At 30.6% G+C, this 21167-nt stretch carries 17 protein-coding genes; 7 read left to right on the top strand and 10 right to left on the bottom strand.

Annotation, left to right across the window (positions count from 1 at the left end; translation table 11 throughout):
• Nucleotides 1-32 precede the first annotated feature (32 nt).
• The 6 genes from NMK29_RS05805 to NMK29_RS05780 form a co-directional block, all read right to left on the bottom strand.
• Nucleotides 33-398 carry a response regulator transcription factor gene (locus NMK29_RS05805; protein ID WP_027393968.1) on the bottom strand — a complete coding sequence of 122 codons (366 nt, stop codon included), beginning with the start codon at nt 396-398 and terminating at the stop codon, nt 33-35.
• Between the two features lie 60 nt (nt 399-458).
• Entirely contained in the window at nt 459-3158 is a 2700-nt protein-coding gene (locus NMK29_RS05800; protein ID WP_108802633.1) for a sensor histidine kinase, read from the bottom strand.
• A 253-nt stretch (nt 3159-3411) separates the two neighbouring features.
• Nucleotides 3412-5202: a sodium:solute symporter family protein gene (locus tag NMK29_RS05795; protein WP_108802632.1), complete on the bottom strand. Its 1791-nt coding sequence runs from the start codon at nt 5200-5202 to the stop codon at nt 3412-3414.
• 124 nt (nt 5203-5326) lie between these two features.
• Nucleotides 5327-5590: a DUF4212 domain-containing protein gene (locus NMK29_RS05790; RefSeq protein WP_027393972.1), complete on the bottom strand. Its 264-nt coding sequence runs from the start codon at nt 5588-5590 to the stop codon at nt 5327-5329.
• An 11-nt stretch (nt 5591-5601) separates the two neighbouring features.
• Nucleotides 5602-6834 carry a hypothetical protein gene (locus NMK29_RS05785; protein WP_108802631.1) on the bottom strand — a complete coding sequence of 411 codons (1233 nt, stop codon included), beginning with the start codon at nt 6832-6834 and terminating at the stop codon, nt 5602-5604.
• 110 nt (nt 6835-6944) lie between these two features.
• Nucleotides 6945-7364 carry a helix-turn-helix domain-containing protein gene (locus NMK29_RS05780; RefSeq protein WP_108802630.1) on the bottom strand — a complete coding sequence of 140 codons (420 nt, stop codon included), beginning with the start codon at nt 7362-7364 and terminating at the stop codon, nt 6945-6947.
• Between the two features lie 159 nt (nt 7365-7523).
• Here NMK29_RS05780 and NMK29_RS05775 point away from each other — a divergent pair, with 159 nt between their 5' ends.
• The 3 genes from NMK29_RS05775 to NMK29_RS05765 all read left to right on the top strand — a co-directional run bounded on the left by NMK29_RS05775 (nt 7524) and on the right by NMK29_RS05765 (nt 9499).
• Complete coding sequence (locus NMK29_RS05775; RefSeq protein WP_108802629.1) at nt 7524-8078, top strand: NUDIX domain-containing protein; 555 nt, start codon at nt 7524-7526, stop codon at nt 8076-8078.
• Between the two features lie 94 nt (nt 8079-8172).
• Nucleotides 8173-8625, top strand: coding sequence for a Dps family protein (locus tag NMK29_RS05770; protein ID WP_108802628.1), 453 nt, complete (start codon nt 8173-8175; stop codon nt 8623-8625).
• Between the two features lie 10 nt (nt 8626-8635).
• Nucleotides 8636-9499, top strand: coding sequence for an SdiA-regulated domain-containing protein (locus NMK29_RS05765; RefSeq protein WP_108802627.1), 864 nt, complete (start codon nt 8636-8638; stop codon nt 9497-9499).
• A gap of 6 nt (nt 9500-9505) precedes the next feature.
• Here NMK29_RS05765 and NMK29_RS05760 read toward each other — a convergent pair whose 3' ends face one another.
• Nucleotides 9506-10042 (bottom strand): GNAT family N-acetyltransferase, encoded by a 537-nt coding sequence (locus NMK29_RS05760; protein ID WP_234424229.1) that lies wholly within the window; start codon nt 10040-10042, stop codon nt 9506-9508.
• A 316-nt stretch (nt 10043-10358) separates the two neighbouring features.
• On the opposite strand from NMK29_RS05760, the gene NMK29_RS05755 reads away from it, so the two are divergent.
• Both NMK29_RS05755 and NMK29_RS05750 read left to right on the top strand, forming a co-directional pair.
• A complete protein-coding gene (locus NMK29_RS05755) occupies nt 10359-10646 on the top strand; it encodes a hypothetical protein (RefSeq protein WP_108802625.1) in 288 nt (95 codons plus the stop codon).
• A gap of 401 nt (nt 10647-11047) precedes the next feature.
• On the top strand, nt 11048-11509 hold the full coding sequence (locus NMK29_RS05750; protein ID WP_159092151.1) for a hypothetical protein: 462 nt from the start codon (nt 11048-11050) through the stop codon (nt 11507-11509).
• 54 nt (nt 11510-11563) lie between these two features.
• On the opposite strand, the gene NMK29_RS05745 is transcribed toward NMK29_RS05750, so the two are convergent.
• Complete coding sequence (locus tag NMK29_RS05745; protein WP_108802623.1) at nt 11564-15268, bottom strand: metallophosphoesterase; 3705 nt, start codon at nt 15266-15268, stop codon at nt 11564-11566.
• 52 nt (nt 15269-15320) lie between these two features.
• Between NMK29_RS05745 and NMK29_RS05740 the strand changes: the two genes are divergently transcribed.
• A complete protein-coding gene (locus NMK29_RS05740) occupies nt 15321-16496 on the top strand; it encodes a Pycsar system effector family protein (RefSeq protein WP_108802622.1) in 1176 nt (391 codons plus the stop codon).
• 6 nt (nt 16497-16502) lie between these two features.
• Here the strand turns inward: NMK29_RS05740 and NMK29_RS05735 are convergent, their stop codons facing one another.
• Nucleotides 16503-18869: a GAF domain-containing protein gene (locus NMK29_RS05735; RefSeq protein WP_108802621.1), complete on the bottom strand. Its 2367-nt coding sequence runs from the start codon at nt 18867-18869 to the stop codon at nt 16503-16505.
• Between the two features lie 368 nt (nt 18870-19237).
• On the opposite strand from NMK29_RS05735, the gene NMK29_RS05730 reads away from it, so the two are divergent.
• Entirely contained in the window at nt 19238-20359 is a 1122-nt protein-coding gene (locus NMK29_RS05730) for a TlpA disulfide reductase family protein (protein ID WP_108802620.1), read from the top strand.
• Nucleotides 20360-20421: 62 nt separating this feature from the next.
• Here the strand turns inward: NMK29_RS05730 and NMK29_RS05725 are convergent, their stop codons facing one another.
• Nucleotides 20422-21072: a rhomboid family intramembrane serine protease gene (locus NMK29_RS05725; protein ID WP_108802619.1), complete on the bottom strand. Its 651-nt coding sequence runs from the start codon at nt 21070-21072 to the stop codon at nt 20422-20424.
• Between the last annotated feature and the right edge of the window lie 95 nt (nt 21073-21167).

Genomic DNA, 21167 nt, shown 5'->3' with positions numbered 1-21167 from the left:
AATATGTTTTGATAGTTTAATACTCTGTTTTTCTATTCAATCAAGGTTTTTATTTCCGCCACTACTTTTTTAACCGAAAATGGTTTTAATAAATATTTGTCAGCCCCCATTTCTAACCCTTTTTCTATATCAGCAGTTTTGTTTTTAGCACTTAAGAAGACTACTTTAATATTTTCTGTTTTTGGATTCTTTCTTATATATTCAATTGTTTGATATCCATCCACATTGGGCATCATTATATCCAATAATACTACGTCAGGTATCTGTGTTTCTAAAATCTGAATAGCTTCACTTCCATCTCTAGCTATAAAAACTTCATAATTTTGTTTTTTAAAAGTATATTCTAGAGACATTACTATATTAGGCTCATCATCTACTATTAATATTTTTTTCTGCATTTGTCGTAGGTTTTCTATTCTTTCGTAAGATAAAATTTCTTTTTATTTCATTTCTAAAAATTAGCTTATTACATTTTTGGGCAAATCAATAATAAACCTGGCTCCTTTACTAAAAGAATCATCAATCCATATTTTACCAGAATGTCCTTCCATAATTTGTTTACAGATAGCCAATCCTAATCCGCTACCAACAGGTTTCTTAATATTTTGATTATTTGACTGGTAAAACTTATCAAAAATGTATTTTCTATCTTCCTCGGAAATGCCTTTCCCATTATCTTGTATTATTATTCTAACAAGACTATCAACTTCTGAAAGTGTAATTGTTATCAATCCATTTTTATTCTCTACAAATTTAATCGCATTAGACAAAACATTAGTAAAGACTTGTTGCATTCTATCCTCATCATAAAAAACAAGAATTTTATCAGGTAAGTCAGAGGTAATAATTTTAATTTCCTTTTGTTTTGTAATTGTTGATACTCCAATAATTATTTGTTTTAAAGTATCAACCAAATTATTATTCTTTTTATCAAAAATTTCTCTACCAGAAGACAATTTCTCTAAATCAAGTATATTATGTATTAATCGAGAAAGTCTTTTTGCATCCATTAGAACAGTACTTAAGAATTGTGTTTTCAATTCACTTGGCATATCATCTTCATCATCTAATAAAACTTCTGCTGCCGCTCTTATAGATGTAATAGGAGTTTTAAGTTCATGTGCTACTGTGTCTAAAAATTCATCCTTTATTTTATCCTGAAGTTTCAATTCTTCATTCGCTTGTTTTAACTCTTCTGTTAGTTCAATAAGTTCATTTGATCTTTGTTTTAAAAATTTATTTGTTGAAATTGTTTTTTTACTTTCTTCTAAAATTTTTAAAACTTCTACCAACGTAACAGGTTGTTCTTTTACAACACTAGCAATTAAGATTCGTGAAGAAGCTCCTCCAATGCTTCCGGTTAAAAGTTTTTCTGAAAAATTAATTAATCGAGCATCTGCTTTTTCTTCATTAATAGATAAACCATATTTTTTATAAAATAATTTCAAAGCTCTTTCGGTTCTGGTAGCACCAAGAAATTTAGTTAATAGGTTTCTAATATCTGAAACATAGGCTTCTCCTTTCCATACATATGCACTCTCCTGAAGAGAATTATAACTATTATTCACAAACATTTCGGCATAATTACGTTCTCTGTAATTCCCTTTTCTAGAAAGAGAAACCGATAGATATACCAACGTATTAAAAAACAAACTCCAGAAAAATGCGTGAGTAACCGGTGTCATAAAATCTATCCCAAATAATTCATAGGGTTTTAATAGTTCTATCCCAAAAGCTCCATTGCGAATAAAACCAGTATCACCCAATATAATATCCATTACGAATGGTAAGATTAATGTATACACTGTTATCAATGTTCCCGTAATTATGGATGCTTTAGCGGCAATCGCAGAACCTCTATTCCAAAACAATCCAATAAAAAATGCTGGTGCTAATTGTGATATAACTACAAAAGAAATTTGTCCGATTGAAAACAAAGATAATTGTACATTAAAATTAATATAAAACAAATAGGCTCCAACAATCAATGTAAAGATTGCAATCCTTCTAATGTTTTTTATATAATAGGCATTTCGTTCTGGGTGACTTCTACTAAACTTATCAAGAAAACCGTAAGGAATAATTAGATTATTACTTAACATCACTGATAACGCCAATGTAGAAACTACTACCATAGAAATTACAGCAGAAAACCCTCCTAAAAAGACTAGAGTAGCTAGAAATATATTATCATTTTGTAATGGCAACAACAATGTATAATAATCTGGATTAAGGTTTTCGCTAAGACTTAATTTTCCTCCCCAGGCAACAAATATTACAAATAAATTAAATAACAAAAGATATAATGGAAATAACCAAATTGCCTTCTTTAAGTGCTTTTCTGATGTGTTTTCTATAACCGAAACCTGAAATTGTCTCGGTAATAGAAAAATAGCAAAAAACGACAATGCGATCATAAAATACCAATTAATACCAGCTTCTAAACCATTAAGTGTAGTCAGTGATTCAAAATTTTCAACTTTGGAAATTTTATTATAAATATCAGTCGTACCATCAAATAAAAAATAAGTGACGTAAATACCAATTGTTAAAAAGAAAACTAATTTTAAAACTGATTCTACCGCAACAGAAAACACAATTCCTTGTCTTCTTCTGGTAGCATCAGTAAGTTGAGTTCCAAAAAACGCTGCAAAAACAGCTAATAATAATGCTACGTAAAACGTAGTGTCTTGGAAAATTGAAGCTGAAGAAAGACTTGTGTCAATAGAAATAATTGCAAATGTTTCGGAAACCGCTTTTAATTGCAATGAAATATATGGCACAATACTAATCACACAAATTATAGTTACCAACGCTCCCAGAAATCGATTGTTACCATAACGTAAAGAAACAAAATCAGCGATACTTGATATCTTCTGTTCTTTAGATATTCTTATTATCTTTTTTAATACTATAATCCATAGCGGAAATGCAATTACCGGCCCCAAATATGTTGTAAGAAAGCTTATACCAGAAGTCGCTGCAATTCCAACACTTCCATAATATGTCCAAGCTGAGCAATAAACTGCTAGAGATAAAGTATATACATATGCATTATTGACCCAACTACTTTTTGCTTTTTTTTCTGCCCATAGAGCAATCCCAAACAAAAGCGCCAGATATATTATAATTATGAATATTAAAATATAATTATTCATAATACTTCATTAAAATAATTGCAGCTATTAAAACTCCAATAGCCCAAATCAAAAAAATAGAAAAAAACATTATAGGAAAACCCAATACACTTCCTGAATGGTTAAATATTAAAACCAATGGGATATTAAAAAGTAATAACAACACTAATGATAGTATGATCAATTTTTGTTGATGTCGTTTTTTCATGCAATATTATTATGCTTTTAAAGCCTATGTGATTAACAAAACTCACATAGGCCTCTATATCTTTTATTAATGATTTACGGCTTCTCCTGCTCCGCTCGGTATTCTAATATTTTCTACAATTTCTTGAACATCTTGAGGCGGTGCCGCAGTAAGTTTACACACTACAATAGAAACTATAAAATTAATAACCATAGCTACTGCACCAAAACCTTCTGGAGAAATACCAAACCACCATTCACTAGATGAAGGAAGTGTTTCATCAAACCAACCTAATTTATATTTTATCATATACAACAGCATACATAAAATACCAACTACCATTCCGGCTATTGCACCTTCTTTATTCATTCTCTTATAAAATATACCTAATACAATTGCTGGAAAAAATGATGCGGCTGCCAAACCGAAGGCCAAGGCTACTACTGCCGCTACAAATCCAGGTGGATTAATACCAAAATAACCAGCAACACATACTGCTGCTACTGCAGAAAGACGTGCAGCAATCAACTCTCCTTTTTCAGAAATATCCGGTTTAATCATTTTCTTTATCAAATCATGAGATACTGAAGAAGAAATCACAAGTAACAAACCAGCTGCTGTGGATAAAGCAGCTGCCAATCCTCCTGCAGCAACTAATGCTATTACCCAGTTTGGTAGGTTTGCAATCTCAGGATTCGCTAAAACCATAATATCTCGATCTACAAAAAGTTCGTTTTTTGTAGCCGCATTAACATTTGTAATTACTCGTTCACCTTTTTCACCGCGATTTTTCCCATCAAATACAGGTTTATTCTTATTTCCTTCCACCGCGTGACCACTCGAATATTGAACTTGACCATCTTTGTTCTTATCTACCCATCCTAATAAACCAGTATCTTCCCAGTTTTTAAACCATGCTGGCAGTTCTTCATATTTCTTATTCTGAACTGATTCTATCAAATTAGTTTTTGCAAAAACCGCAACCGCCGGTGCTGTTGTATATAAAATTGCAATCAAAAGAAGTGCATATCCTGCCGATTTACGAGCATCTTTAACTCGTTTTACCGTGAAGAAACGAACAATCACGTGCGGCAAACCTGCGGTACCAACCATTAAAGCTAATGTAATTGCAAAAACATCTAATAATGATTTAGAACCATCAGTATAAGCTGCAAAACCAAGTTCAGTACTAAGTCCGTCTAACTTATCTAATAAATACATTTCGGAGCTGTCGGTTACAGTACCTCCAAATCCTAACTGAGGAATCGGATTCCCAGTCATTTGAATAGAGATAAAAATTGCTGGAACCATAAAAGCAAATATCAAAACACAATATTGTGCTACTTGCGTGTATGTAATCCCCTTCATACCTCCTAATACTGCGTAAAAAAGAACTATAATCATCCCAATAATTACACCTGTATTAATCTCAACTTCTAAAAAACGAGAAAACACAATTCCCACACCTCTCATCTGTCCAGCTACATAAGTAAAAGAAACCAACAATGCACAGAACACTGCTACTGATCTAGCTGTTTTAGAATAATACCGATCACCAATAAAATCTGGGACTGTAAATTTTCCGAATTTCCGGAGATATGGCGCCAATAATAATGCTAACAACACATAACCACCAGTCCATCCCATTAAATAAACTGCACCATCATATCCCGCAAAAGCAATAATTCCTGCCATGGAAATAAAAGAAGCTGCACTCATCCAATCTGCAGCTGTAGCCATACCATTAGCTAATGGCGAAACTCCACCTCCAGCAACATAAAATTCTTTGGTAGATCCCGCTCTTGACCAGATTGCAATACCTATATATAATGCAAACGTAATTCCTACGATAATATAAGTCCATAATTGAACATTCATAATTTTATATCTTAAATTGTTATTTTAATTTTATTTAACCTCTGGTTATTAAACACCAAGGTTAGTCATATGCAATAAAGCCCTTTTGAATATGTCTTTTTGATTTCTAACAATGACACAGATCTTAATCGGTATCATATCCATATTTTTTATCTAGCTTATTCATTAAGCGAACATAGACGAAAATTAAGATGACAAACACATAAATTGAACCTTGTTGAGCAAACCAAAAACCTAATCTAAAACCTCCAAGGCGAATATTATTTAAAGCATCTTTAAACAAAATTCCCGCTCCGTAAGAAACTAAAAACCAGATAGCAAGCAGTATAAAAAGATATTTTACATTTTCTTTCCAGTACGCTTTTGCTTTTTTCCTTTTTTCTGTCATAATATTAGATTTTATAGATAAATCATTGCTTGCAACGTTAATAATCCTTGAGCACTATTATCGCCATACTTTGTATTTTGATATTCTAAAGTTAACTTAGAATTATGCCCGCTGATATATGCATTTGTTCCAATTCCAAAACTTGTAGCATTATCATCAATAGCATCTATTGATCTATTTTTAAATAATGCATAAGGTTGAAACTTTATTTTCTTATCAGTATTAGGAATTACATATCCAACATGACCATATAACATGGATCCTGTTTCATACGTTTGTCCTAAAGTAAAATCTTTTCCATAATCATTATTTTGATAAGTAGCATATGCTGTAATAGCCGAACCATTACTACCTATAGGTGCATCATAAAAGGCATCAATAGCTAGTATAGCTACATCTTCTCCTTCTAATGTTCCATCATCATTAGCAAGTACACTACCATCTGGATGATAGAAGAATCCAGCACCAACATTAAAAACTTTTTTACCGCCAAGATATGTTCCTACCTTGTAAGGTAAGAAGTTTGATTCTTTATCCATAAAATTATATTCAAAATATCCGGCAAAGTTTTTACCTGCATCTTTAGAACCTAACAATCTACGCCCTGCATAAACTGCTGAACCATTGGCTACTGGATCTACTGCTTCTTGGAGATTGTTAGTTATAGACTCATTAACCGATACTTGATATAAAAAATTACCAAAAGATCCTTTTGCATAAATTCCAATATGTCTAGCAAATTGATCAGACAATCCAATCGTTGCCCAAGATTGTCGATTATTATCCAAAGTCATGATATTTAAAGTACTTTGATTATTTAACCTAGAAATACCATTCCAATAGTGCAACCCTCCTCCTATTGCATGATTTGCTCCTAGACTGTATTGTACCCAAACACCGTGGAAGAATAATTGAGAACTTTCGCCTAGTCCTGTCGGACTTTGATTATCTGCATTTAAACTATTAAGTCCAAAATGAGTAAGAATAAGAAAGTCTTTATTTATTTGCGAATACAAAAGTATCCTTGCACGTCTGATACTAAAATTAGTATTACTTACATCATCTGGGACATCATCATTATATTGAGCCCAGAACTGAGCCCACGATATTACTCTGAAATATTTAGACCCATCTTCATTAAGCTTCACTTTTAATCCACCAGTATAATCTGGAGATCCTTGTGAATATGAATACTGAAAGAGAAATAGAAAAATCCCAACCAGCAATATAAATTGCTTTATCATAAAGTTTTAGAGATTAGATTAGTATTAAAATGATCGTGTGCACACTGCTAATCTCATAAAAAGAATGAGTTAACAAAAAAGCACTATACTTTTTTGTTAATTTAATATATTTAATCTCTAAAACGTTCCCACCTTATTAACATAAACTTATCTCCCAGTTCTGTAATTACGAAACCTGCTCCTGATAAATTAGTAGGGTTTTGAAAGTAAATCGACAACTCTGATCCGCTGAGAATCTTATAAGTAGGATGATAATTATGGTTGTAAGGTCTCTTTATGTTATATTTTTTAACCCAATTCATAATGCTTACATGAGACACTCCTAAAACCCGTTCGATTTCTCGATAAGTTAACCCTTCTAGATATAGTTGTAGCGCCTTATTTACATAATAATCATCAATCTTCTTACCTATCTTATTTACTGAAAAAAAATAATTACAAGATTTACATTTATACCGTTGTCTATTAGAGACTATTCCACTTTTAATATATTTGTTAGATCCACAGTTTGGGCAGGTTTCGATTTTCATATATATTAAATTTGCATAAATATATCAATTTAGCAATAAAAATTTAACAAACAATTATATTAAACATCAACAAATACTAAAAATAAATATGATTTATATGAGAAATTCATAATAACAAATGACTTTATCAGAAATTAGTATAATTGCATTTCAAAAAAAATGGCAGACGAATTAATAGATATTTTAGATGAAAATGGTAAATCTACTGGAGAAGTTAGATTAAAATCTGAAGCGCATCAATTAGGATTATATCACGCCAGTGTTCATATATGGTTGTACACCTTAGATAAAAATGTTCTAATCCAACGACGCGCTGAGAATAAGGATACCTATCCAAACCTTTGGGATGTTTCTGTTGCTGGACATATTAGTACTGGAGAATCAAAAGAAGATTCTGCTATACGAGAGATTGAAGAAGAAATTGGGTTATCTCTAAATAAAAAGGACTTAGAATTTATCGGAAGCTATCTAGCAGAAAAACAACCAAACGCACATATACTAGATAATGAATTTCATTATGTGTATTTAGCTAAATTAACTAAATCAATAGAGCACCTCACATTACAAGAAGAAGAGGTTTCTGCTATTAAATTAATTCCAATTGGAATCCTTAAAAGTCATCTGCAGAATATAGAAACTACAAAGAAATATGTTCCTCACGATATTGAATATTATAATTTCATTCTTAAAGAAATCACAAATCGATTTCAATAATACCCCAATTGCTACTAACTATCGTAACTTTAATCAGAACCATACAAACTATAGTATTTTTGTATTGAAATTAAAAAATCAATAAATAAAAACTATGAATAATTCAAATAACAACACCGTAAAAGAACTAAATGTCCTATTAGCAGATTATCATTTGTATTATCAAAAATTAAGGAACTTTCATTGGAATATTACTGGACGTAATTTTTTTGAATTACATCTAAAATTTGAAGAACTATATGAAGATGCTAAACTAAAAATTGACGAAATTGCTGAAAGAATTTTGACTCTTAGAGCTAAACCTATCAGTAATTATAGTTCTTACCTAACTACTTCTTCTTTAGAAGAAGCTGAAACTAATTTAATAGATCATGAAATGGTAACAACCATACTTAATGATCATGATATTTTATTAAAGCAATTAAGAATTGTAACAAAAGAAGCTGAAGCAGCAGGAGACGAAGGTACCTTAGATATTACTGGCACATATATTGCTGATTTAGAAAAAACAAGTTGGATGCTAAACGCTTGGAATCAAAAAAGTTAAAACTTATATATTGAAACTAAAAATTTCCATTTTTTTAATAGGTATTACCCTATCTGTTAGTTGTCAAAAAAAAAGTCAACATGATTTTTTAACTGTAAATCATTTATCAAATTCTTTAAAGGAAATATCTGGTTTAACTAGATTACCAAATGACGTGCATCTATACGCTATTAATGATTCTGGAAATGAAAATATACTTTTTCGGTTAAATGAAAAAGGGGAAATCTTAGATGAAATCAAAATCCCTGAGAGCAAAAATATTGATTGGGAGGATTTGACTTATGATCACCAGAACAATATATACATAGGGGATTTTGGAAATAATAATAATGATCGAAAGAAACTATCTATCTATACTGTATCTGGCATTGCGTCAAACTCTATCAAAACGAGTGTTATAGAATTTACACTAGAAGATCAAAAAAAGTTTCCTCCCTCGAAAAAGAAAAGAAATTTTGACATAGAAGCTTTTATTTATAAAAATGGAAGCTTCTATCTTTTTACCAAAAACAGAAGTTCTAAATTTAATGGTGAAACAAAATTATACAAACTCTCAAATAAACCTGGACAAACACAAGTTGCTAAATTAATTGGTAAATATAATACGTGTAATGATTCTAATGATTGTTTTATCTCTGGTGCAGCTATAAATTCAGAGGGAAATAAAATTGCTCTTCTTACTTATAACAAAATATTTATCCTATCAGAATTTGAGGAGGATCATTTATTTAATGGAAAAATAGAAAAAATTAAACTTAACCACTTCTCTCAAAAAGAAGGAATTTGTTTTAAAAATGATTCTACTTTATTTATTGTTGATGAACGGAGAAAGAATTCTAAAGGAAAAATATATCAGTACCTATTACACAAATAACTATTATTAATTACTCCAATCTTCTTCTAGCATGGCAAATTCATAATTATCGGACCAACCGGTTTTAAGAGGTAACACTTTTCTTTTATGACCTTCTCTAATCATTCCAATTTTCTCCAATACCCTAACCGAACCTATATTTGCTATAGCACAACCAGCTTCTACCCTATGCAATCCAATTTCTTCGAAACTAAATTTTAAAATTCTTTTAGCCGACTCCGTAGCATATCCTTTAGACCAAAAAATTGGGTGTAGTTTGTACCAAATGGATCCTATACTATATTTAGGGTTTCCAATTTTTAGAGAAATCAAACCGATAAACTCTTTACTGGATTGTATATAAATAGCAAAGACAAATTCCTTTCTCATTTCGAAATCATCGATCCATTCCTGCAGATATACATCAGTAACTTCTTTGTTCGTTGGTATACCTAATGCATTATAAAGGTCCACTTCTGGAACAGAGAGCAACTCATGAATTTTAGACAAATTTGATGTATCAACGATTTTTAATTGTAATCGATCTGTAAACAACTCCAACACTTTTAAAATAATTTAAATTATAGACTACAAAAGAACACTTAGAAACTCCTGATTACCAAAAAAACAAAAAAGTTATCAACACACAAGTACTTAAACCAAAGGTTTAACCTTTAATCGACAAAAACAATAAAACCAACACCAAGTTACCTATAAATAGTAGTACAAAACTTACTTTTCAACAATTAGCAAGAGATAAACATACTTTTTCAATTGATTATTAACGTTTTACAGGTTTTTTTATTAGTAAATTAGCTGTTGAAAAATACTATACAATCATACTATTTTTCTCTATATAACCCCAAAATCCTATCTATATATGAAAGCTTATCCAGCTTATCTCATGATCATAACCTTTTTCTCATCTAGTGTACTTTTTTCTCAACAAGACGTAACTAAAGATGCTAACAAAGTTCATCAATACAAAATACAAGAAACTATAAATAATAGCTCAAAAATTGCCGAAAAAAAATCAGCTTCTTCTAATATTACAAAAGTTGAATTGATTGACCAGACTAAAATAAACAATAAAAAAGTCAAGACTAGTTTAGAACCTATTAATAAATCAACAAAACTAATACCTAGAACTACGTTAGATTTATTTTAAAATAATATTTTGTTTTGTGAGCAATTCATTGCTCCTTAATAGAAACTCCTAATATTTCGCATCTTATATTGGGAGTTTCTTATTTTCTCTCCTTTTTTACAAAATAATACTACAATATTCCAAACGGAATAGAACTCTAATTATCGTAAAAAACACCAAAACAATCAATTACAAGAAAATAGTTATTAACAACAAGAGGGGCACTTCATAAATTTAGTTGATAATCAACCTATTAGTAACACTATGCTTTTGAGGTAAAAAAAACCGTAAAACAAAAGTTATTAACAATAATATTCACAATAAAACAACACTAAATAAAGACAAATAACTCATTTTAATATAATTATTAATAAATTTGAAAGAAATAACTTACATGTTATAATAACCCCAAATACAATATTATGATAAAAAACTACATGCCCCTAAGTTTTGTTCTAATCCTATTATCTTCTTTTTCTTTTAGTCAAGAAAAAGAATTAAAAAGTCCTATTATTAATGACATTACATTAATAGCAAATACTACCTATATAGTTCCTCAAGAAATCCTATTGACCAATGGTTCCATATTAACCATAGAAGAAGGTGTAATTCTAAAAAATAATAATAACCCAAAAATTACAATTAGCATTGAAAATGGTTCTAAAGTAATTGCCTCCGGTTCTTACGAAAACCCTATTACTGCAACATCAAATGATGTTACCAACAAAAAACCAATGATAATTATGAAATCTTCTACAGACAGAAATAGCAATGCTATAGCCAATAATCAGTTTTACTATAAATCCATTGAGAATCCCACCATATTGATGAATTCTCAACCACTTATTCAAACAGAAATATCAAGTATACAACCTAATTTCTAGCTAATAATAAATTAGATTATGGAGAACCGCCTAAGTTTAGTTCTTAGGTGGTTTTTAAAAACTTAATCCCAATCCAAAAGTAAAACGTAAACCATCCTCACTGCTAAATAAATTAAACTGCCCAGCGATTGTATCCAAGGCATTGACCCAAAATCCTCCTCCAATTGAATCGTGCCAATTATCCGTATCCTCGCCATCAAACCACACTCTACCTATATCATATCCTCCATAAACCCCCAACTGCAATGGTAATAAACCTGTTTTGAATTTATTAAAACTATATCTAAGATCTCCGCTAAATGCTAACGCTTTATCTCCTGTAAAACGTTCTTCTCTAAAACCGCGCAAACTATTGATCCCTCCTAAAGTTGCAGCCTGATAAAATTCAAAATCATCTCCAATCATAAATTCTGCTTGTACATCAGTTTTCAATACTAATTTTCGATTTTTAGTAATTGCATTATAAAAACCTAATTTCGGTTTTATATATCCGAAAGTTCTATCAGTATCATCTAAATTCATTTTGGAACCTCCTTGAAGTTTAAATATCATACCTCTAGTTGGATTAGCACTAATGTCAAAACTTTTATACTCATAATTAACATCAATCCCCGCAAAGAATTTTCTTTCAAAAAAATCAGGGTCTGACGTTACTAAACCTAATCCAGAAGTAATAAATCGTCCTTGAGAATCTTGTACTTCTACTCCTTCGTAGGATCCAGTAACAGTAAAGCCATTACCATACCTGCCATTTTTACCAATTCCAACATTTAGACCCCAAATACCGGTTTTGACACGATTATAGTCCAATCCAAGATCATCATCAAGGTTCACTGTATTATTACCAAAACCAAAAAAGTTTTGGGCAAAATTCTCACTTGTGTATTTTCCACCAATTACTAATCTCCAATCTCCTACTGCATTTAAGAATTCTCCCTTATATGAGAGATCATATCCTTCTGTAGCAAAATAATATGCTGCTTTAATGGTATGTTTACTCTGGAAAGGACTATTATTAAAACCTCTTACCGTATAAACATCAGTAAGGTTTATATTAACTCCATCATCTGGATTAAATCCTATTAGTGGTGTCAATGTATTTGTCTTATCTATATACTTATTATAATCGTAGGTATTATGATTATAATTATTACTAAAGATAAATTTAGCTCCACCTTTTTTAACAACTGTATTAGGTTTTGACTTATGATCATAAACTCTTATTTGCCGCCCATTTTCTATTGTGTATTTATCATTATTTTGTCCTCCGACTATTCTAGTACAAATAGGGTTACTTCCTTTTCCAGTTACTATAAATTCATCATCATCATCCAAACCATATATCCATATTTCTTTAGTCTCTTTAGATAAAATAGTTCTTTCATAAAATGGTTCTTGAGGAACTCCATCTTTTATCCTTGAAATCTTAACGGTAGTACTATTATCGTTTCTTATTATTTCAAAACGATCATCTTTATCCGTACCTCTAATAATCACCTGTTTAGAAAGGTACTTATAATATCTCTCAGCTATATCGTCAATATTATCCCTTCTTTCTCTTAAATAGCCTTTAATTCTTTCTATCGTTGCATCTTGTAACTCTACAGGCAGATTACTAAACGCTTTATCTATAGCTTCATCATTAAGATTATCTTTAATATAATTTGCTTCTTCTAGCCATATTTCCTTATTCGAATTTTGTGCAAAAGTTCGATCTAATCTAATTCCTGACTCATTAATCCATCTTACATTTTTTAATTCACCCTGATATACTTGAAACTTACGCGTAATAGGAACAATAAACTTTATAACGCCTAAAAGTCCACCATCGTAATTAGAAAACACTTGATCTCGATCTTTAGGAATTGGACGGTATAATTTTCCTTTTTTTGTATCAAAACGAGACCATCTCCATTGATCAGAATGTCTGTCCCAATCCCCTAAAATCATATCAAACAATCTTGTTCGGATATAATGTGCCTCATCCATTTGATACTCTTCATCTTTTCTCAAATTTTTAAGTAAGTCATCTGTACCTTCTATATCGTCTGGCTTACCAAATGACGCTAAATCTTTGTGTTCTTTTCCTGGTCTTTCTTCTAGAAAATACATTTCATCACCAAAATCCTTGTTGTACTGACCTAATGCTGGATGTTTAGGGATATAATATACTTTAGAATTTGCATGATATACTTCGATCGCATCTGCCAATCCGCCAACAACTAAAAACGCATAAGGATAACTAGACGTATAGAAATCAGATAAAAGTTTTTCGGTAAAAGTGTCATCAAAATCATCTTCTAAATAAGTATCCTTAAATGCTCCTTTTTGCAGAAACTGAGTAACACTTTTTCTCATAGCCCTTAAACTATAACGTTTCCCTGTACTATCTATCAGGCGTAATGATCTCGTAACTTGTCCTCCTCCTCTTCTATCAATGGCAAACCCTCCTAATAACGTATCTAGTGTAGCAATAGGGATTTTAATATCTGTACTATAAACCTTTCTATAGTGATCTCCCCATAAAGATTGATAAAAATTGGACTTTGTTGTTTCTTCTTTATTGTATATCGCTGCAGAAATATCATTATCAAAAGAATTACTCAAATTACCACTATCATAATCTTCTGGTTGTTTATGTACATCAGTTTGATACACCAATTTTATTTCACCTTCTTCATTTCCATAAAAACGCACATTTGATGAGCCATCTTTATAAACGTCTAATACTGCAAAACCTTGATTTGGGTATGAGAACATCCCGTCTTTTCCCAAGGAAGCTGCAGAAGCTTTGGATCCAGATCCTGAAACTATTTGCTTTAACCCTTTACTGTCAATGTATTGTAATGAATGCTCATGTCCAGAAGCAAAAATGACTCTTTCACTATCTCTAGCCATCGTAGACAATCTTCTCATTAATTTATTATAACTTTCATTATATCTATCCTGAGGAGAAACACCTCCTTGCGACCTTATTTGAGTTACTAGAGACCCTAAGACAGGAAGAGGAATTTTCTTTTTAGAAGGAAATATATGACTATTAAAACTGTATTTGCCACCATGCGGCCCATTTGTAAACATGGGATGGTGCATTACCACCAAAACAGTTTTTCCATTATGCTTTTTGAGCTCGCCTTGTATTTCATTTAAAAACTTATCTCTAGTTTTTATTTCACAATTATCATTTATTGTTGGATTTTTATTCCAATCAGCTAGATACCATTGTGTATCTAAAATAAGTAATTGGATTTGATCACTTACCTCAATACTTTCGATAGGGCATCCTTTTGAAGGTAAAAAGGATTTTTTATTGCTTAACTTTTTTCTTACATACTTTTCTTCTCGTCTTAAACCTTTTACCCCATCATTATACCAATCATGATTCCCAGGAATAAAAACTACATCTCCTTTAAAAGAACCAGCAGCCTCTACCTGAGCATCTATTCTATGTTCTGACAAGGCTCTATCTTCTGATCCTTTTTCTGGCATCCCTTTTTGATATATGTTATCTCCAAGGTAAATAAGATAATCATCAACAGTATTTTCTTTTTCTACAATCTGTTTTAACGCTTCTAATCCAGGTGTACTTTTGTTCATTGCAGCATTTCCAGCATCTCCGACCAAATAAAAACTTTTTTCTATTTCCTTATTAGGTAATTTTGTTGGAAAATTTTCGTCTAAATATTGAGTCTGATATGTAGCGCAAGAGTTTAATAATAAAATGGAGATAATTAAGAACGTCTGTATATTTTTATTCATAATGGAGTACATTCATTTTTTTTAATTATTTTGGTTACTGAAAAATTATAACATGAACGAGTTAGTTGAAAAAACTGATAATTTTGTTTCTGAACTTTTTACTAAAAAACTTCCTGAAACCTGTATCTATCATAATTACACACATACCAAAAGAGTATTTAAAAGTACAAAAGAAATTATTGACAATACTAATATTTCAGAAGAAGATGCAGATATATTATTGTTAACCGCATTACTTCATGACACGGGTTATTCCGAAAGTCTTGATAATCACGAGGAACACAGTGTTATAATTTCTAAAGCCTTTTTAAAAGAACAAAATATTTCTGATGATATTATTGATAAAGTATCTTCTTTGATATTGGCGACAAAAATGGAACACAAACCTAATAACTTATTAGAAAAGATTATTAGAGATGCAGATGCTTCTCACTTGGCTAAAGGATACTTTAAGGAAACGAGCGAATTTTTAAGACAAGAGTTTGAATTTAATAACAAAGAAAAATATAGTAGCGCTGACTGGTTAAAGATTAATATTGACTTCTTAAAAAACAAACACAAATTTTATACGGAATATGCTTTAGAGAATTGGCAGCCAAAAAAAGAAGAGCATCTATTAGAAATACTTAATGAACAAACAGCTTTAAAAAAGAAAAAGAAAAAAGCCAAGTTGAAAAAGTTAGTCAAAGAAGAAAGTCCCGAAAAAGGTATACAAACGCTGTTTAGAGTAACCCTTAGAAATCATTTAAAACTAAGTGATATTGCAGATACCAAAGCGAATATTTTATTATCTGTTAATGCTATTATCATCTCATTAGCACTATCTAATTTAATTCCTAAATTAGATAATCCCTCTAACCAATATTTAATTTATCCAACACTAATATTTATCGTATTTAGCATTATATCAATGTTATTATCTGTATTGGCGACAAGACCTAATGTTACTAGTGGTGAATTTACTCGCAAGGAAATAGAAGAAAAAAAGGTAAATCTTTTATTTTTTGGTAATTTTCATAAAATGCCTCTTAATGATTACAAATCGGCGATGCATGAACTTATGGATGACAAGGAGTATATTTATGATACAATGATAAAAGATTTATACTTTTTGGGTAAAGTACTACACAGAAAATACAAAATCCTTAGAATTACCTATACGGTTTTTATGATTGGCTTTATTACTTCGGCGTTATCCTTTGTAATTGCATTCAACACATTACAATAAAAGAAGTTATTTATTAATTTCTTTCATTAAATCTTCATATGTATAATATTCTTTATCCTCTTTATTTTTGTTATAAAGAATATTTACCCTTAGCGCTTTTAACCCAGTAACACCTTGTAAATCATCCAATTCCACCACTTCTATTTCATCTTCTAAATAGTTTTTAGATTGTAAGAAATTGATATATTTAATGTATTCCTTTTCATCAGTACGCTGAGAATAGACAACAACTAACTTTCCTTTTTCGGTAATTCGCTGATTAGTACCTTTAATCTTAGCTTTATCTACCCTCTTTTTAACTACTTCATATCTCGCATTATAAGTTCCGTCAACATCAAAACGCTTTTCATCCATTCTAAATCTCACCGATAATGAAGCATTAAAAACCAATACCATAGAAGCTACATCCAACGGAACAGGCAAATCTTGTTTAAGTTGGTAGTACTCATTCTCCATTTCGCACATTACCTGTAACTGCCATAATCTAAGGTTGTAAAGATATATTTTATTGAAACTATTCTGTTTAGTAATAGACTCACCTATGTACATATTATGCTCTACTCCGTCAGTTTTAAATCGTTCAAAATAATGCGGGTACATTTTTTGGGCTTCCTTTTGTTTTTCATCTAATAATGCTGCCATCTTTTTATTAATCAACATAACAGATTCATCATACGCTTTCCTATGCTTATATAGCATTTTAGTACCTTTATCTAATGAATTATTATATTGATTAATTAACCCCTCAAGCTCAATATTAGTTCCCTTTAGATGCTTGAATAATGGCTTGATTTCATTTTTTATAAAATTAAGAATTCGTTGTTCTGTATCGACCTGTAATTGGGAAGAAACCGAATTTATATAATTCTCTATTCTAAATTTAATTTGATCATAAATTGGTAAAGAATCTATTTCTGTGACCTTATTAATAACCTTGGCAATAGCTTTTAATTGAAGTATTAAATCTTTTTGAACGGAACCATTTCGTGCCTCAGAAGATCCTTTAATATCAATCTGTCCAAATAAAGGATATACATCTTCAAAAACTACTTCTCTAAAAGAAGTTGGATTTTCTTCTGCTTTGGATAAAATAAAACGCTTAGCTTCTTGTCTAAATTTCCAGTATACACTTGGATGTATAGAAGTACATTCTTGTTGGATAACGAGCTCTAACTCATCTTCAGCCTTAGCTTTAGATCTTAAAACAGAATCTACTAGATATGGCATAATATCCAATAGTTTGTTTGCATTGATACTATTTAACTCCTTAATATTAGGCGAAACAATTTCTAAAACCCCTAATAGCTTTCCATTATTTTCTATTGGTGCTATAATTGCACTTTTAATATTTTGCTTTGCCAGATTGCTGTACATAAGTTCATCTGGATAAGTTTCATGTATTTTTTGAATATTAGAAACCGCAAAAGGTTCTGATTTTTCAAATAAGTATTGATACGTCCCTTTACACAAAGCTGTCTCACAGCAATCAGAAAACTTATCATATAACACATAACTATCTATAGTTTTGAACGGAACCCGTTCTAAAACTCTTTCTTCCTCATTATAATTAGAGAAACCTACTTTAATCTCAGGGAGATTAAATATCCCTCTAAAGATATTCTGAAAACTTCCAATAAAATCTCCTTGTGTCTTATCGTATTTTAAAAGGCTTGTTTTAAATTCTGATAAAGATACATCCGCCGTTACGTCAAATAAATTTGCGATAACAATTCCTTTAAATATCCAGCTATTGGGAGGAAATTTTTCTTTCCAAATCTCTACATTATCAAAATTATCGATTAAAACAGCAACATCTTCTTCAGTAATATCTCTTGCATTATCTGTTTTAATTATTTCAATAAAATCTCCGTTATATAAAATTCTATAATGACGCATTATCCCAGATGCATCCGGTATATCATAAAAAAACGGTCTTCTAAAATCAATTTTATAACCGTAATATTGACTCAAAATTATACTACATCCCATTATAAAATAATGGTCCTCATCTAAGTTCTTAATTTGTGGTTCAAAATCAGAACCCGCTGCTTTTACAATGTTTTTGTAACGTTCAGTTGATTTTACTACAGTATTATTAAAAGGTATTGTTGCAATCTTTATTTCATTTTTTTGTAGAATTTGAGCAAAAGAATCTTCCAAAACGAACTCTATCTGCGGCAACAACTCCTGCACACGTTCTTCTGTCCTTATTCCTTCCTCTAACTCAGGATAATCTTCTGCAATTTTTAAAATACTTTCCGCACGATCACGTATTAATTTATTATCACTTTTTAAAAACTCTCTGTATTGGTCAAAGAATGAAGAGAAACTTATCCTAATATCCAACGGAAATTCATGCTCCAGGACCTTCATAACGGTTTATTTACGGTAGTTTAACAAAAATAACACAAAACTTTGTCACTTAATATCGGTATTAACAATTAATTAATTGAAAAGCTTACTTTATAAGTCATTTATCAATAATTAATAGACGAATATTAACAATCAATTAGGACTGAAAACAATAAAAAAATAATTTTCTTTATAATTTTAGAACAAAAACCCATGTTATCTATCTCATTAGACTCTAAACAAATGGTTTTTGTTACACCTATTATATTTTTTTATCATCTTTATTTTTAGAATACAAATTAAATATTAACAAATACTTATATTTAAAAGTTAATTTTTGGGGTTTAAGGTCCATATTACATATTTTTACAGATCAAAAAAGAAATAGAATGAAAAAAATAGTACTGCTTGCTCTCATATTGCTAATAGCAGCATGTCAAAAAGAGGAAAAGGGATATTCAATTACAGCTGAAACAAATGGGTTTGAGGATGGAGTTACAGTATATGTAAATGCAATAAACCAATCAAACAGACCTACTATCATAGATTCTACTACGATACAGCAAGGTAAATTTTCGATATCGCTACCTGTGGTAGAAGATAATGATTTTAACTATTTAACTTTTAATGGGACGCCCCAAAATGTATTATTCCTTGCCGAAAATAATCCAATCAAAATGACTATCTATAAAGATAGCTTACGATCTTCAATTATTAAAGGAGGACCTGAAAATCAATTATTTTTCAAGTACTTAAGTAAGATGACTGATTTTGGGAAGGAAAAGCAAGAACTTAGTAATCAATATCAGATAGCTTCTAAGTTAAAAGAAACTGAAAAAACAGTTAACCTATCTAGAAAATTACAAAAGATACGTGTTGACGAAAATAAATACAGAAGAGAAATTGCTGAAAATAATCCCAATTCTTTAGTAGCAGTAATGGCGCTTACAGATTTATTAAATCTAAAAGCTGCTCCTGCAAAACAAATTAAAAAAATATATGCTACAGTTCAGGATACCCTAAAAACTTCACGATTAGGTAAAAATCTAGATCGATTAATTACAGCCTCTATTGGCAAAATAGATATTGGTAGTGAAGCTGAAGATTTTTCTGCTCCTAATCCTGAGGGAAAAATGGTTTCTCTTAAAGAATCTATGGGTAAAATCACTATAATTGATTTTTGGGCGTCTTGGTGCAAACCTTGTAGAGCAGAGAATCCTAACGTGGTTAGGGTTTATAATAAATATCATGATAAAGGACTAAATATCATAGGAGTTTCTCTGGATAGAAAAAAAGACCATTGGACAACAGCAATCGATCAAGATAATTTAGAATGGAATCATGTATCCCATCTAAAATTTTGGCAAGATCCAATAGCCAAAGCATATGGTGTAAGATCAATTCCAGCCACTTTCATTATCGATGATAAAGGAAATGTAATTGCTAAAAACCTAAGAGGTCCTGCTTTAGAAACAAAAATTTCGGAATTATTAGGAGAAGAGTCTCTGTAAATTCCTGTACGACAACAATTTGAATAAATAAAAAAAGATCTGATAATCAGATCTTTTTTTATTTAAAGTTTTCCAAGTCGTTGCATAACAAACAAAACGATTATTGGTATTGCTAGTAACCCTATCATTAAAAGGTTTTCTTGAAATAAAAAGGGAGCAAGAATCAATGTAACCACATACCCTCCAACGGCTCCTCCAAAATGGGCATCGTGTCCAATATTACCAGACCTACTCTTCATCCCATAAATTGAATAAAGCAAATATCCAATCCCAAAAATGTAGGCAGGAATCGGAATCGGAATAAACATTAGATACAACTTCATCCCAGGTTGAAATAATATTGCAGAAAAAATAACTCCAGAAACAGCACCACTAGCTCCAACAGCACTATAATGATACTCATCCTTATGAAAAAAGAGAGAAAACAAGTTCCCTACAATCAAGCTACAAAAATAGATTACGAGAAACTTAATATTTCCTAATGCATTAAGGACTACTGGTGCAAAAAAGTAAAGGGTAAACATATTAAAAAATAAATGCATATGATCTACATGCAAAAAACCAGAAGTAAGCATTCGTATTTGCTCACCACGTCTTATACCCCCAATATTAAACTTATAGCGTTCTAAAAAAGAAAAATCATTTAATCCCTTTAACGAAACTAGCACATTTACCAATATAATGGCAATTACTACTATATCAAGATTTAGCATATATAATATTTTATCATCCAAATATAGTATATATTTTAACCTAACGAGTATTGAATTTATTTAGAAGTAAGATGGTTTTATAGTTTAGTAATAGT

Source organism: Aquimarina sp. Aq107 (genome assembly GCF_943733665.1).
GTDB lineage: Bacteria > Bacteroidota > Bacteroidia > Flavobacteriales > Flavobacteriaceae > Aquimarina.
The sequence above is the reverse complement of the archived record's forward strand: the minus strand, read 5'-3'. Positions and strand labels throughout refer to the sequence as shown.